Annotated in this window: 13 protein-coding genes; 4 read left to right on the top strand and 9 right to left on the bottom strand. The window is 46.3% G+C overall.

Annotation, left to right across the window (positions count from 1 at the left end):
- Nucleotides 1-409: 409 nt before the first annotated feature.
- From PGL02S_RS04705 to PGL02S_RS28060, 8 genes are all read right to left on the bottom strand, one after another.
- A complete protein-coding gene (locus tag PGL02S_RS04705) occupies nucleotides 410-1501 on the bottom strand; it encodes a glycoside hydrolase family 32 protein (RefSeq protein WP_051449258.1) in 1092 nt (363 codons plus the stop codon).
- Nucleotides 1502-1541: 40 nt separating this feature from the next.
- Entirely contained in the window at nucleotides 1542-2159 is a 618-nt protein-coding gene (locus PGL02S_RS04700) for an alpha/beta hydrolase (RefSeq protein ID WP_036641658.1), read from the bottom strand.
- A gap of 514 nt (nucleotides 2160-2673) precedes the next feature.
- Nucleotides 2674-3099 (bottom strand): NUDIX hydrolase, encoded by a 426-nt coding sequence (locus tag PGL02S_RS04695; RefSeq protein ID WP_036641654.1) that lies wholly within the window; start codon nucleotides 3097-3099, stop codon nucleotides 2674-2676.
- Nucleotides 3100-3139: 40 nt separating this feature from the next.
- Nucleotides 3140-3886: a class I SAM-dependent methyltransferase gene (locus tag PGL02S_RS04690; protein ID WP_036641652.1), complete on the bottom strand. Its 747-nt coding sequence runs from the start codon at nucleotides 3884-3886 to the stop codon at nucleotides 3140-3142.
- A 255-nt stretch (nucleotides 3887-4141) separates the two neighbouring features.
- Nucleotides 4142-5146 carry an aminoglycoside phosphotransferase family protein gene (locus PGL02S_RS04685; protein WP_036641651.1) on the bottom strand — a complete coding sequence of 335 codons (1005 nt, stop codon included), beginning with the start codon at nucleotides 5144-5146 and terminating at the stop codon, nucleotides 4142-4144.
- A gap of 472 nt (nucleotides 5147-5618) precedes the next feature.
- Nucleotides 5619-5825: a Rossmann-fold NAD(P)-binding domain-containing protein gene (locus tag PGL02S_RS28475; RefSeq protein ID WP_051449257.1), complete on the bottom strand. Its 207-nt coding sequence runs from the start codon at nucleotides 5823-5825 to the stop codon at nucleotides 5619-5621.
- 956 nt (nucleotides 5826-6781) lie between these two features.
- Nucleotides 6782-9427 carry an adenosylcobalamin-dependent ribonucleoside-diphosphate reductase gene (locus PGL02S_RS04670; RefSeq protein ID WP_228029959.1) on the bottom strand — a complete coding sequence of 882 codons (2646 nt, stop codon included), beginning with the start codon at nucleotides 9425-9427 and terminating at the stop codon, nucleotides 6782-6784.
- Between the two features lie 170 nt (nucleotides 9428-9597).
- A complete protein-coding gene (locus PGL02S_RS28060) occupies nucleotides 9598-9765 on the bottom strand; it encodes a hypothetical protein (protein ID WP_006211642.1) in 168 nt (55 codons plus the stop codon).
- An 83-nt stretch (nucleotides 9766-9848) separates the two neighbouring features.
- On the opposite strand from PGL02S_RS28060, the gene PGL02S_RS04665 reads away from it, so the two are divergent.
- The 3 genes from PGL02S_RS04665 (at nucleotide 9849) to PGL02S_RS04655 (ending at nucleotide 13756) form a co-directional block, all read left to right on the top strand.
- Complete coding sequence (locus PGL02S_RS04665) at nucleotides 9849-11606, top strand: DEAD/DEAH box helicase (protein ID WP_006211643.1); 1758 nt, start codon at nucleotides 9849-9851, stop codon at nucleotides 11604-11606.
- A 1-nt stretch (nucleotide 11607) separates the two neighbouring features.
- Nucleotides 11608-12570: a YqhG family protein gene (locus tag PGL02S_RS04660; protein WP_036641650.1), complete on the top strand. Its 963-nt coding sequence runs from the start codon at nucleotides 11608-11610 to the stop codon at nucleotides 12568-12570.
- A gap of 145 nt (nucleotides 12571-12715) precedes the next feature.
- On the top strand, nucleotides 12716-13756 hold the full coding sequence (locus PGL02S_RS04655) for a hypothetical protein (RefSeq protein WP_051449256.1): 1041 nt from the start codon (nucleotides 12716-12718) through the stop codon (nucleotides 13754-13756).
- A 160-nt stretch (nucleotides 13757-13916) separates the two neighbouring features.
- On the opposite strand, the gene PGL02S_RS04650 is transcribed toward PGL02S_RS04655, so the two are convergent.
- A complete protein-coding gene (locus PGL02S_RS04650; RefSeq protein ID WP_006211646.1) occupies nucleotides 13917-14108 on the bottom strand; it encodes a YqzE family protein in 192 nt (63 codons plus the stop codon).
- Nucleotides 14109-14260: 152 nt separating this feature from the next.
- On the opposite strand from PGL02S_RS04650, the gene PGL02S_RS04645 reads away from it, so the two are divergent.
- Nucleotides 14261-15064, top strand: coding sequence for an N-acetylmuramoyl-L-alanine amidase (locus PGL02S_RS04645; protein ID WP_036641648.1), 804 nt, complete (start codon nucleotides 14261-14263; stop codon nucleotides 15062-15064).
- Nucleotides 15065-15243: the final 179 nt, after the last annotated feature.

Raw genomic sequence — 15243 nt, 5'->3', positions numbered from 1 at the left:
AATGAACAAATAAGATAATCACCCTATGATAGACTCTCAGTCCAGTCACCAGATAGATCCTTAAAGGGTTCATTACATTTTCTTCAAGTCCAGTCAACGCGATAGAAGAATAAAATCCCCCGTCTCTAATCGCATATAACTAAATTAGGTTACCGTGAAGGCAAACCATTCTTCGATTACTTTGCACACAAAATAGCCTTAAACCACTATCCAATTCATTGTGCGAAGAATATCGAGAATTAGTTTGCCACACGTAACCCCTCCGTTCGTATCATATACAGCAATGCTAACATACGATGAATTTCCATGTCAATACTTAGGGATTTTGTTCAAGCTAACATAAAAGGTAAGCCCTCAGTTTAAATAGATTGTTAGATAAAGTGCTTATCACACATTTTCCTCGGCTTATTTATTTTGCATACCAGTAGGTAAACACGGCCTCTCCTTTGTTAACAAACACCTCAATGGTTTTTGTGTCACGCAGCACCTTGATAGAGTTTATTGCACCGCCGTATTCTACAGGGAAGGTAATATTGTTTGCTTTGATCCAAACTTTATCGTTCTCGATAACAACCAGTTCATCAGAATTGTTTAGCAACTCTTGTGCTTCGGCTACAGGGTAGGCGAGCAATTTACCGTCCTTCATGCTTAGCTCGCATGGAATCGTCAATGCCCCAGCATAATCGGCTCCCCCGTTTAGTTTCTCATCCTTGTTGAATAACCAGCCGATAATGATCCTGCGGCCTTTAGGATCCAGAAAAGTCTGTGGTGCATAATAGTGCGGCCCAATATGAGGCGTATGCAATGAAAAATCAGCCAACTGCTTTCCGTAAAAATTACCATAAGCAAACATCGTCGCACGGGTGTCACGGTTTATTTGTGAGAACATCAGCAGATACTTTCCTTCAAAAGGGAAGAAGTCAGGGCATTCCAAGACGCCTCCATATTCAGAGCCCTCAAACAGGACTCCTACATAGTCCCAATCCAGCAGATTTTGTGATTGATAAAGAAGTATTTTACCAATGTCCTCCTTGCCTGACGCGATTACCATATAGTAAACTCCGTCCATGAAGGTGACCTTGGGATCACGGAAATCAGCACTCGCTTCTGGAGGAAACTCCCTGATAACAGGATTACCACTGTACTTCTCAAAGTGTATTCCGTCATGGCTAATTGCAACCGATTGTGTCTGACCGTGCACATCTGATACCGAGGTATAGATGAGATAAAGGATGTCGTCCTTGACGACAGCACAGCCGGAAAAGCACCCACCCTGCTCACTGTCTTCGTATTCCTGGTCAGGGTAAAGAGCTATCGATAATTCTTCCCAATGAACAAGGTCATCGCTAACAGCGTGCCCCCAGTGCATCTGACCCCAACGGGGAGCAAATGGATAATGCTGAAAGAAAGCGTGGTATCGCCCTTTAAAGAAGACTAGACCATTGGGATCATTGATCCAGCCGGTTTTCGGCTCGAAATGATATTTAAGACGTTCTGGCAATTTATATCAGCTCCTTATTGATATTGCCTTACTAATGGGATTACTTATTTAGAAAATTCATATATATCTTTACAAGTTTACTTAGAATCTCAATACTCTCCTCAACACTAGGGGCCTCTAAAGAATGATTTGCATTCGGAATTTCAATTACCTCTCTGACTTTGTCTATGTTAATTTGGTTGGCAAGCTCATGATTGAACACTTCATCCTTTGTTCCATAAACCACAAGGCCATTAAACTTGTTAACATAGTGAATGGTGTCTTTAATTGGTGTCAAGAACAGATGTTTTACTGGGATTTCAAGTTGTTCATGCACTTCCCCAGCAACTATTGTTCCAATGCTCTTACTGATAAAAACAACTTGATTATACTTGCTAATGATTCGTTGAACCGATTCATAGCTATCTTCTATGACTCTTTGCAGCTCATTCATATCCAAATCCGTTCTCGCTGCTTGATATCCATATTCAAGTACCAATAAATCGAAACCACTTTGGATTGAGGAAGTTCCAGCAAAATGCAGACATGGCTTATCACAAGGATAGTTTTTTCCGGGAAACAGAACAACGAGTTTATTGTTTTCCTCATATAGCTGATAATACTTTTGTTTCATGTCCGTTTTCCAGAACGAGGGTACCGTTAAAATCTCAAATTTCATTGCCTTCCATCCTTTCCGCTTCAGGTGATTTGGATTTCGATACACTATTTGATTACGCTGAATGGTTTATCAGAATTTGCTTTTTTGCCTTCGACTATTACTTTGATTATGTAATAAGCAATATTTAATGTTATTCCAAAAAGGATTAATAGTTGGGTGACAAAAATGACTGAACACCTCGGAATCTGTATGTATCCTAAAAGATAAATTATTAAATTCAACATCATTAATAACAAAACCCTCGTATTGTATAAGTTTAAAATCGCTCGTAATATTACGAACAAAGTTGTAAGTCATATTCAAAAGATTAAGAAATATTATAAAATTTAGAGTGATCATATATGTGCTTAAGGCACTGATTTTAATTTTCATAACTAACTCCTTTATGTTACACAGCTGTTCGTTGATTTCCATAGGTTTAGAAAAGCCCCCTGATTTAGACTGCGCAAGGGGCTGCTGAGCTTGTAACAAGTCAGTCGGGACTCTATATTTAGTGACACTTCCTGTGATCCTTTCAAATATTCATCTCGTCGTTAAACTCGATACAAAAAGGCTGTACCTCTGCTCTTAGACAATACTCAATTCTCTTCTTGAAATCTTTCCATGTAATCATTTCTAGTGCTTCATCAATCGGAAAAAATCCCGTTTCAAAACTTTCAGATGATGGTGTCAATTCACCGCCTGTTGGTTTTGCGAGAAATAAGGTATTGCAAATCGAATTTCCAACGTTCTGAAATATCCCACAGAATCTGATGATCTCAATGTCAATTCCTGACTCTTCTTTGGTTTCTCGGATTGCGGCTTTACTCAATGATTCTCCCTCTTCAACTTGGCCCCCAGGCATCTCCCAACCTCTTCTTGGTCCCTTAATAAGTAATATCTCATTGTTATCATTTATTACAATTGCAGCTGCAGAAACAATATGTTTCGGAGGGCTCATCTGTATTCTCCTTTCCCCTATTCACACGACGGGCGAAGTTTTAAAGTTTTCTCGCTTTAATAACGAAGGTTACAGGAAACATCTTGGCTCTTTTGACAAAATCGTTATTTTCATCGTGTAGTTGTGTGATTTCATTCTCGGTTTCTTCAACCATTTGTTCAATAACAAACCCTGATTTTGCCAACGCTTTTATATAGGTTGATAGTTTGCGATCTGATAAAGTTAGCACGCCTTGACAAAAATCAGGAGATACCGAATACCAAGATTCATCGAAATAACTTTTGTTAAACGAAAATGTATTGTTTTCTTCAACAACACATTTGTGTATCGGATGAGACCAACTGAAAATAAATATGCCGTCTTTTTTTAAATAAGAAGCGATCCGGCGAAAAGTACCTTCAAGGTCGGTTGTCCATCCTATGGCGTAAATCGAATAAACGTAGTCAAAATAATCCTCAGGGATGCTACATTCTTCTTCCATCGGAGAACAGATCCATTTTGCTGAAAGCCCGCACGCCGTCAAGTGCTGTTTTGCCTTTTCAATTTGTTTTTCTGATATGTCGATCCCCCATAATTCAGATGCATGACGCTCCCCTTGATATTGCAAGGATTGTCCATTTCCACAGCCTATTTCTAACATCTTTTTCCCTGAGACATCGCCAAAAAGTTGGCATTTTTCTTCCGTGATGAATGCTCCATAAAAAGGAAGCACAATTGCTCTTAAGTGGTCATTTCCTTTGGTATTCCAATAAGAGCTGTTTGTTTCATAAACACTATGGATGTTCATGCTGATGACCTCCTCTTATACAAATTTGGTTACCTGAACTACCCTTTTTCCTGATTATACCATCAAAGCACACTACGGTGCTTTTGCCTGCTCCCGAGTAACCGCTAACTGCAATAACCATAGTTTTCATTTAACTCTCATCTCCTAATAATAAAACATGAGCCAGAATCTCCTTTAAGGAGATCTGGCTCATTTGCACTTATGATATCATGGATTTATCAAATTTCAAGCCTGTATCTTTCAGAAATTGTTGTATCATATAGAGGTTACAAAATCCGTGTATCTTTGTGCCCACTCTGAAAAGGATAAATTGTGATCCCAAGTTACGTTATCGATTGCTTTAGCACATCCCCAATCCAACACTCTTTGATGAAGCATATGCACTTTAAATCTTTCTATAAACGTTTCCTTGCTTTCTATACGATAAAAATATGCTGTGATAAAATGCTTGGCTAGTTCCTCTTCCCCATCTTCAATATACATGGAAACGATCCGCGGCAAGTCAGCTATTCCATCACCAAAATAACCAGTTGTAAAATCAAATATACCACTTAATTTCCAGTCTTCAGTTAAGCGTTGAACCAGCACATTATCTGCTTTGAAATCACCCATTACAAAGGTTGGTGAATTTAGAACGTCAAACGCTTCCTCACAAGATAACAATAAATCTTCAACCCATTCAATATCTTTAGATGTAATCACAGAGTACTTCTCGGCATCTTTTAACCAATACCTGATTCGATTGTAAAGCCAAGTTTTATATGTACTTTCAAACGGACGGATTCGTTGATTTTTTGAATCAAATTCTCCATATTGCTCTACCTTCCACTGATGCATCTCACACAAGCAGTTGACTAGCAGTTCAACAATCCTCTTTTTCTCTTCTTTGTTCAATTTTTCTTTTTGATTTTGATCGGTAAAATGTATTCCTGGAAGCCGTGGCATTATAGCATAGGTCCATCCAAATATATCTTCTTGTTCATCTACTATATAGGGATATGAAACAGGCAAATTTGTGAGTTTATTCAAGTTGTCTACATAGAATTTTTCTTCTTTAAATTGTCCTTCATATAACGGGTTTCCTTTTAATACATAATCTCCTGAAGTAGTACTGACAAACAGGGTCTGCTTACCTACACCTTTAGAAGTTTCTTGATATGATATCAGGTTACCTAAGTTAAAGCGATCTAACATTCTCTGTAATTGTTCATTGGTTAATACACCGATCATATTCGCAGAAAAAAAGATTTCTGTTGTCAATCAGACCCTCTCCTTACTACCATGAATTTTTAATTATAGCATTGGAGCACCAACAAGTTTTTCAGGTCACGATGGCTCTCCATTCTAATTTGCTATGGTACATTTTTTCTAAAATGGAAACCCACTTTTGGCGTCAGACTTGGGGTGGGTTTTTACTTTCTCTTGTTGTTGTTAAAAGAGCAAGAATGAACGTTCCTTCCAATTTTGTTTTCGGTAATCTCGCATAACGTTCGTATATTCACGAGGGCCAACCGACTTAAGGCTGCGCCAACAGCCGGCCGTGAGGTGATTAGTCGGTGCGGATGTGTCCGCTGTAAGTGCATCCCTGCTGATGGCTTCTCGTGGACCAAGGAGCGGATAAACTCCGATGCGTGAATATAATGTTATGTGATGCCGTCGGTCATCTTTAGATTACGATCATGTTAGTACTTTATCAATGCAATTTGTAAATCTTCAATATGATTTAATAAAATTATATTGAATTATGAATTTCGGAACTAAAAAGTCTTTCATTATAGTAATCAACCGAGATAGGTATTATGTTCTTACTCATACCGGTTAATTTACTCAACTTATGATTATCCCTACCAATAACAGACACCGTAAAGCCCTCATTCGCTAACCAAAGTGAAGTGTTGGCAAGCATCCCTGAACCGCCTATAACTAAAGCATGCTTCATCGAAACTCCTCATTCCTTTAAGTCAATCCCCATTCATTACAGACCTTATAATATTCCCGATTCACGGGGCCGAGAGTCTTAAGGTCGCGTTGCGACCAGGTCAGACAGGACTTAGCCACGCAGGTATGTCCGGCTGATTCCACTTCCTTAAAAAAACTCTGGTGGGCCGGGGGAGACGAATGCCACCCGAAGCGTGACCTTTTGTTGGGCTCGCTCAAACTCCGTTTAGGAACCGATCCTTTTTCAATTTAAAAAATAAAACGGCCAATCGATGGGGCTTGGCCGTTTGGATCTCTATGAATTTATTATTAATAGACTTGGTTTAAACTAACAGGTCCCAGACTACCATAAGACCCTTGGAACTGTCCTTTGAGTACATAAGTTCCGGGACTAAGATACCCTACTGAATACTCGACAGGACTTGGTGAGGTTGGCCCGATATTCACGGTTGTCGTGAAGACTGTACTAAGTTGACCGGCTGGTCCTTTGGAATATAGCGTTAGCTCAACGGTTTCATTCGTAGAACTCCATAGGCCAACACTTAATTTATGTTGAGCTGGTTGGTAAACTGTCAAATCATGCGATGTTGCAGTATACGCAGCAAATGCGCTAGTAGAGAAAGAGAAACATGCTATTAACAAGATCAATACTACTTTCTTCATTCATTCACCTCCCTTCTTTCCTTCTTGATTTAGAACGTCAGTAGAGAAATTATGTAATGGTCATATCATAAGTAATATTTTAACTATTATATCAAAATAAAGATTTTATGCATATATATTAAATTTTCCGAATAATAAATGTTGGGTGTTAATGGTACGGTTAATCTATTGCAAAAAACACCAATTCCATCTGCATGGCAGAGGAACTGGTGCTTCCAGCTTTTGAATATTCGATTCGGGTGCAGATTCTATTCTACCGTAGTCTTCAAAATGATTTTAAGTCTTGGCAATCCCTCAAGAACACTTACTGTACCCGCAGTTACCGCACGTCTTGCATCCCTCAATGTTAATCAGGGATGCCCCGCCGCAGGATGGGCACAGATCCAGCGACATGGAGCCGCCGCCTGCGTGCGAGCTGTGGCCGCCATACCCTGCGGCTGCCGGTGCACCAGCCTCGCCTGCATCAGCAGGCGCCATCGTGGCTGCAACCGGTGCCGGATCATGGTCATGATCCGCCTCCGCGTTGTTCGCCACGTGCGTTTCCAGCGCCTTCGCTACGGCGTCGGCAATGGATTCCACGCGGTTCGCACCGAAGCCGATCGCGCCGGTGCCGCCGATGCCCTTGAGGTGCTTGATCAGCAGCTCCACCTTATTGCCGTGGTCCCCGTACCGGAGGAACAGGGAGCAGACCCGGCCCAAGGCTTCCGCCATCGCGAATACATCTGAGCCGGCCTTGCCGACATTCAGGAAGATTTCGCTGGGAATGCCATCCAGATCATTGATCGTAATGTACGCCATGCCAAACGGCGTATTCATCTTATAGGTAGCTCCGCGCAGGACTTGCGGGCGCTTCTTGTATTGTTTATCCAGCCCGCTCTTGCTTGCGGATGCTGTCACTGCTACGCTTGCACCCGCTTGCTCCACGCTCGCCGCATCCTCTGCCGCTTGCCCTGCCGCGCTTTGCTCCAAGGCCGTTTCCGCCGAAGGGGCGGTCACTGCTTCGGCTGCTTTATCTTCTTTTTTCTCCGTCTGCAGCACCTGCACATCGCGGCTGCCGTCACGGTAGATCGTTACGCCTTTGCATCCCAGATCGAATGCCAGCTCATACAGGCGCTTCGTATCTTCAACCGTGAAGTCAGCCGGACAGTTGGCCGTCTTCGAGATGGAGCTGTCCACCCAGCGCTGAATCGCCGCCTGCACGCGGATATGGTCCTCGGCGGAGAGTGTCATCGCCGTGACGTAATAATCCGGCAGCTCCTCGCCCGGATGGCTGTCCAGCCAATCTTGAGCAATCGGCACGAACTGCTCGTCGAAGCCAAGACGGCTTTGACGGAAGTATTTGAAGGCAAAGTACGGCTCGATGCCCGTCGACGTTCCAACCATCGTACCCGTGCTGCCCGTCGGCGCTTGGGTAATCACGGTCACGTTGCGCGCGCCCTTTTCACGCACCGCATCCGCCACTTCTGGATACACTTCAGCCATATTTTTCATGAAGCCGCTTTGCAGGTACAGCTCGGCATCGAATGCCTGGAACGAACCCTTCTCTTCGGCAATATCGGCGGAAGCCAGATACGCCTCGCGTGCGATAAAGCCGTACAGCTTATCCAGGAATTCCAGTGATTCCGGGCTGCCGTAACGGATATTCAGCTTGATCATCAGCTCGGCCAGACCCATCGTTCCAAGGCCCACGCGGCGCTCTTTTTTCTGGTTCAATTCATTCTCTTCAAAATGGTACGGCGTCCGGTCAATGACATTATCCAGGAAGCGCACGGAGTAACGCGTCGTGGTAGCCAGCTCTTCCCAAGCGACGTCATGATTCGCTTCATCATAGAACTTCGACAGGTTCATCGCCGACAGGTTGCATACGCCCCAGCCAGGAAGTCCCTGCTCACCGCAAGGATTCGTGCAGATAATCGGGTTGAAATACCAGCTGTTGGACATCTGGTTGTAGTATTCCATGAAGACAACACCCGGCTCCGCGGATTTCCATGCAGATTCGATAATCGTATGCCATACCTCGCGTGCCCTTACCGTTTTATATGGAATAACGCTATGTCCGGCATTCTTCCATTTCTCCAGGTCACCGTCCCACAACTCATCATAATCGGGATCGGTGGTATCCGGGAACACGAGCTCCCAGTCCAGATCCTCCTTCACGGCTTTCATGAAATCATTGCTGACGCATACTGACAGGTTTGCATTTGTAACTTGTCCCATCGTCTGCTTCACCGTAATGAAATCCTCCACGTCCGGGTGCCAATCGTTAATCATTAGCATGAGCGCGCCCCGGCGGCTTCCGCCCTGCTCGATCAGGCCTGTCGTATAACTGAACAATCCGCCCCACGATACCGCACCGCTGGAGGAACCGTTCACACCTCTCACAATCGCCCGCCGAGGACGCAGGGAGGACAAGTTGATGCCGACACCGCCGCCGCGCGCCATAATCTCGGTCATTTCGGACAGAGTTTCCATAATCCCGCCCCGACTGTCCTTCGGCGAAGGAATCACGTAACAGTTGAACAGCGTCAATTCATCGCTTGCACCCGCACCAGCCGCAATCCGACCGCCCGGCACCAGCTTCCAATCATCCAGAATCTCGCGGAATTTCCCGCGCCACTCCTCCTGCAGTTCCGGCGTTGCTTCCACCGATGACATAGCAGCTGCGAGTCGATCCCACATTTCTTCCGGCGTTTTCTCGATGGTTAACGTCAGCTTCTCCACATCCGATTCCACAAGCTCGCCCTTCCGTGTCTTCACCGTGACCTTGCGGCCTTCGCGCTTCACGATTTCGCCAACTTCCTTAGTCGGAAATTTAGGATCATCCTTCGTCAGAACAAGCACCACATCGCCGACCTTCGCGTTGTTGGTGTCCGCATCCTTCCAGGCATACCGGTCCAAAAAGATCTTCTCGCTTAAACCTTCCAGCCGCTGATTCTGCATCGTAGTCAAGAGCAACTACCTCCTATATAAGTTATAAAATCAAAAAGATTCCCAAGTGTATGCGCTCACCAACAACATAACCTGTTATGTAGCCGGTCAAACATCCGAAACCACTATATACACTATATATAGTGCTATTTATTCATTATACTACACTATATATAGGTTAACTATGCCGATAATGTGAAAATTAAGCCGACTGTTCCAAGCTCCCGCTCGCAAGCTTCTGCTTTCTTCCTCTCGCTCTCTTTTTCACTCTTCCCTATGAAAAAAAGGATGAAAATATCCAATTCCAGCAGCCGCGCACCCTCAGGGGATTTCGCTTCTCCCAAATCCAAGCAAGGTTATGAAGACTTCTTTTTTCGTCCATACTACATATACACCGCTGGCCCGGAATATTTCACAACAGGAGGAGATCGACATGAACCATCAGCCATCTGCCGATTCAGGCATGATCATCGACCCGCGCATTCCCGTTCCCTTGCAGATCGACCGTTCCTGGTTTGACGATCTCGCCGGACGCCTGGACAAAGGCGGACCTTGGGGTGACTATCGACTGGCCCAGCTTGCCGTAGAAGGCGAGAAATCCCGCCTCGTTACAAGCTTCGAAGAGCTGCAATGCCTCAAGCATCTTGGCACCTTATCCCCGCTTCCCCACCAGACGGATACGGCAAGACGCGTTTTGTTCGAGATGTCGGGCAGAGCGATTCTGGCCGATGAGGTGGGACTTGGGAAGACAATTGAAGCCGGTCTTATTTTAAAAGAATACCTCGTGCGCGGACTCGTATCCAAAGTTCTGATACTGGTTCCCGCTTCCCTTGTGCTGCAATGGGTCCGTGAGCTGAACTCCAAGTTCGGCATACCTGCGGTCGCACAGAAAAAAGCCTACTCCTGGGGCAACGATATCGTTGTCGCCTCCATGGATACGGCCAAACGCGATCCTCATCAGGAAATTCTGCTAAACGAAGAATACGATATGCTCATCATCGATGAAGCGCATAAACTCAAGAACAAGAAAACGTCCAATTATCAATTCATTCAAAAGCTGCGCAAAAAATACTGCCTGCTGCTGACGGCCACGCCCGTGCAGAATGACTTGAGTGAGCTCTTCAATCTCATCACGCTGCTGAAACCGGGCCAGCTTGGCGGCCAAGGACAGTTTGCCGCGAATTTCGTTGTCGATAAACGGAGACCCAAGAATCAGGACCAGCTCAAGGACGAGCTGTCCAAGGTCATGATCCGCAACCGCCGCGGCGAAGGCGAAGTGAAATTCACGAAGCGGTCCGTCCGCAATGTAGGGCTCAGCCTTTCGCCAGAAGAACAGTCATTATACGACGGGGTCACATCCTTCGTCAAAGATCAGTATCAGGCAGCCGGGGGAAATTTAAGCAGTATGCTGTCCCTCGTTACGCTGCAGCGGGAGGTGTGCAGCAGCCGGGATGCGGTGTTCGTTACGCTTGTTAATTTGTCCAAGAAGCTCCCGGAGGACTCCCCCCTCCGCGATAAAATCTGGGAGCTGGTTTATCTGATCAAGGCCATAAAAGCGAACACCAAGGCCGAGAAAACCATTGAGCTCATTCAACAAATGAATGAGAAGGTTATTGTATTCACGGAATACCGGGCAACGCAGGAATATCTGCTTAATTATTTTCGTGATCACGGTCTCGTTTCCGTTCCTTACCGCGGTGGGATGAACCGAGGCAAGAAGGACTGGATGATGGATCTCTTTCGCGGTAAAGCACAGGTTATGATTGCTACGGAAGCGGGCGGAGAAGGCATTAATCTGCAATTCTGCCACCATATGGTCAACTTTGACCTGCCGTGGAATCCCATGCGGGTGGAGCAGCGGATCGGACGCGTGCACCGTCTCGGTCAAACCAACGATGTGCAAATCTTCAATTTATCCACCTCCGGAACGATTGAAGAACATATCCTGAACCTGCTGCATGAGAAGATCAACATGTTCGAGATGGTCATCGGCGGACTGGATGTCATTCTGGAGCGGTTTGAGAAGAAGGAATCCATTGAGAAGAGCCTGTACAAAATCATGCTGGAATCCGGCAACGACGATGAAATCCGGCAGCGCATCAGCACACTGGGCGAAACGATACACCATATCAAACAGGATATCGAGCTCGAAAGCAGCGAAGAAGAAACCCTTAGAGAGGAAGAGGCCTAATATGACCATGACGCCGCAGCAGGTGCAGCAGCACTTCATGGCCTATTTGGAAGCCACCGAATGCACCGTCATTGAAAAATCACCTGAGCATGTCACGGTGAAACTGTCCCCGCAGGCCGATAAAATGCTCACCAACCGCCCGTACTACTGGGGCTTTGTGGAACGTACCGGCGCTCCAGCCGAAACGTTGTCGTTCAACTTCGTCTTTGATCCGGATAAATACGATGAACGGCTCGCGAAGACAAAAGAGGCGGAAGTCAAAGCTCAGCTCGCGGCACCAGCGCAGGATCCGCTGCTGGCCCGCTATTACGGAAATGCGCCGGTACTCCCTGTCCTTGGACCTGGCCGGATTCAACGGGAAAATATCGGTTATGGCAGCAGCCGGCTCGCCCAAATCTGGAATGCAGCCCGCGAGGAAGGCAAATGCGTTTATCTGTTCCAGCAGCGCGATACCGAGCCTCGCCCCCGAGGGCGCTCGACCCCTTATGAGCAGTGGCTTAGCGTCTGCTTTAAGGTAGAGTTCAGCTGCGATCTGAAGCGTGAGGAGCTGTTCTTTCTAGGAATCTCACTATCCAGCCGAACGATTGCTCAAGATTTCCCGGCTATCCTGAAGGGCCGCGACCTTACGCCCCGATTACCGGAGAGCGTTCATGTACGCCCTGCCGTGCTTACCCTTCAGCAGGCCGTATCCACGCTGGAGAACCATCTGATCGACAAATTGAGCAAGCTGGATTACGACTGGGCTGAGAAGGCAAGAGAACGTCTGAAGGATGAGTTTCTGGTGATCGATGGCTATTACGAGGACTTGCTCAAGGAGCAAGACCAAGAGAAAAAGGTACTCATTGAGGAGCAATACCGGAACAGAAGGTCCGAAATGCAGTGGCAGTACGAGCCAAAAGTGAGCTTGTCCGTCATAACCTGCGGCTTGTTTCACCTTTGTTCGCCCGTGGATGCCTCTTCATGACGCCCCTCTACAAAAGCAGGCAAAAAAAGAACCTGTCCCCCTTCCCCTGCCGCGACAGCTTGCAACAGCCTTTGCAGAGCTTGTCCGATATGATCATTGTTATCACATCCACGGCGCGTAGAGCCAAGGAAAGGCGGTTGATGATTTGAAGCTTTGGAACGTAAGAATCTTCAGCAAATCGGATTCACCCTGCAACTACCGGTCTCTCCGTTATAAATTGTTGTCAGCCTCTGTCATGATAACGGCCATTCTGTGGTTGGGTGCGGTAAATCCACTGACCAGCACGGCTGCAGCCAGTAATGGAGGTATCCATGGTACGCCAACGTCAAGCAGCCCCATTCTGGCTCAGATACCGGGCAGTTTGGTTGATTTTGCCGAGGAGACCGTGGATCATTTATCGGTACATGCACCGTTTACCGCTTGGGACGAAGCAGAGATGGAATTCACCCCCCTCGGTCCGGGCACACACGGCTGGCTGATCACGATTTCGAGCGAGGGTATTCCGCAAGGATATATGATTATTAGTGCAGCAGACGATGGTAGTTACATCCTAAGCGAGTACGGGATCGGCTCCACCCTTCCCTTCAGCCAGGCGCCGCTGAATGAGCGCCTCGCAGCAGAAGGTCTTCTGAAGACAGGCGGGGTATTACCCCAAGGAAGTGTCGTCCGCAAACTGTATGATGTATCACCTGTGTGGCAGGTTCAGCTTCCGGGCAAGAAGCCTGTTTATTTTAGCGCGCTGAACAGTGAGGCATTACCGGATGAACCTCAGTCGAGCAGAATCAAGGCATTACCAACACCTCTGTCAGCAGCGACAAAAGGGATCGTCACTTCGACATCTTCGAATGCTTGGCTTGCCGAGACACCCAATCTATCAGCCGCAGCCTCCGAGGATCCTTACGATAATCTGCTCTGGCTGACGTCAGCCCATCTAAACGCTGGCAGTAGTGCCGATCTCCGGAATCTACTACAGGAGCACTCTGCTCTGATATTCAAATCCAAAAAAAGCAATGCCGCCTTCGGATCCCCTTTCAGCTTAACTGGCTGGCATCGCTGGTCTTCTGGGAATCAGCAGAATCCGGCTGCGATTTATGTGTCGGTTCCGCTGCGGGATAGCGACACCCTTCGCTTTTTGCCAGCATCTCATCTGATCGGGCAAGGCCAATTCTATGCACAGCCGGAATAGAGGGTTTCAATCTAAGCATTCCTTCTGAATTGTACTTCAACCATCTGCCCTCATCGTTTTAAACATACAGACTAAACAGGACGCTGCCCTCTGAAGGGCAGCGTCCTTTGTTACACTGTATAAGATGTAAATTCGGAATTTTGTGAGCATGAAGCTCCAGCTACTTTTGCCTTTTTTTACGTTTGGAGGTTACGTCTTCTTTCCATAACGACATAGAGAACGGAATCATACCGAACCAACGGGTGGTCCAGGATTCCTTGACCCTTGCCTTTCTCCGGATATCCTTAGGTGTATCTATATAATGAACTACGCGCTCCGTAATGTACTTAATTAATTCATCGCCGCTAGCCATATGAATTCACTCCTTATGGTTTATCCACATCCCATTATCAGTTTGCTCCGTTTCAATGGATTCTAGACGCTGGAATATGATCGGCATGAATTTTCCGCAAAATGCACATTCTAATCAAGCCGAAATTTTTTACGTGAAAGAAGGAATCCATCATGGTTAAGGCAGCAGGGGTATGCATGCTCCTCCTTGCACTGGCAATTCCGAGATCTGTCGCGGAGGCTTGCCAAGCAAAAGAACAAGCCATGGCGCCCCCCGCTCAATCCGTTTATCAAAGTTCAATACAGTCAACCCAGCTTCTGTCAGAAACGCCGGAATCCACCCAATCCTCCGGTAAAGAAACCGACCACACCCAGCTTCGGCATCTGCACCCTTTTCCTTATGATGTCGTTCTGATTGATGTAGGTCACGGCGGAATCGATGGCGGTACGTCCTATGGCGACATTCTAGAAAAAGATATCAATCTGGCCATCTCACGCCGACTGTTCATGCTGCTTCGCCAGGAAGGCTATCATGCCGTGCTGAATCGCGATGCCGATTATGCACTTAGCGATGACAACCGCTGGCATCGAACCTCCTCCAGACACCGCCGCGATCTGTCGCAGCGCAAGCAGCTCAGCAGCGAAATTCCGACCAAGCTCGTGGTCAGCGTTCATGTGAATTGGGGGAAGAATTCCTCCAAACGGGGCGGGATCGTGCTCCATCAATCCGAAGGCCGGAGCACTTTGCTTGCCGATACTATCCAGGAACAGTTGAATCTGGTTTATAACAACAGCAATCACATCATGCTGGGCAAGCCCTATTATCTGCTGAATCAAACCAAGGTGCCTGCGGTTATTGTAGAGACCGGTTTTCTGAGCAATGTGGAGGATCGGACGTTGTTGACCAGCCGCAACGGCCAAATGAAGATTGCCGAGGCCATTGCCGACGGGATCATAAGTTATTTAACAGCTCTGTAGTTCAGAGCTGTTTTTGTTTAGACAGGGGAACTTCTAACGATCTAGGACCTAAAACCCGATCATACGTTAATAAATCTAACATCAATATGAAAAAAGTATCATTTTTTTCAAAATTCCTTATCGAAATTTCAAGAAACTGTGGTAGTATAACTAACATGTATAAAGATACATTACTCAAA

The sequence above is a fragment of the Paenibacillus glucanolyticus NBRC 15330 genome (assembly GCF_004000885.1).
GTDB lineage: Bacteria > Bacillota > Bacilli > Paenibacillales > Paenibacillaceae > Paenibacillus_AQ > Paenibacillus_AQ glucanolyticus.
The sequence above is the reverse complement of the archived record's forward strand: the minus strand, read 5'-3'. Positions and strand labels throughout refer to the sequence as shown.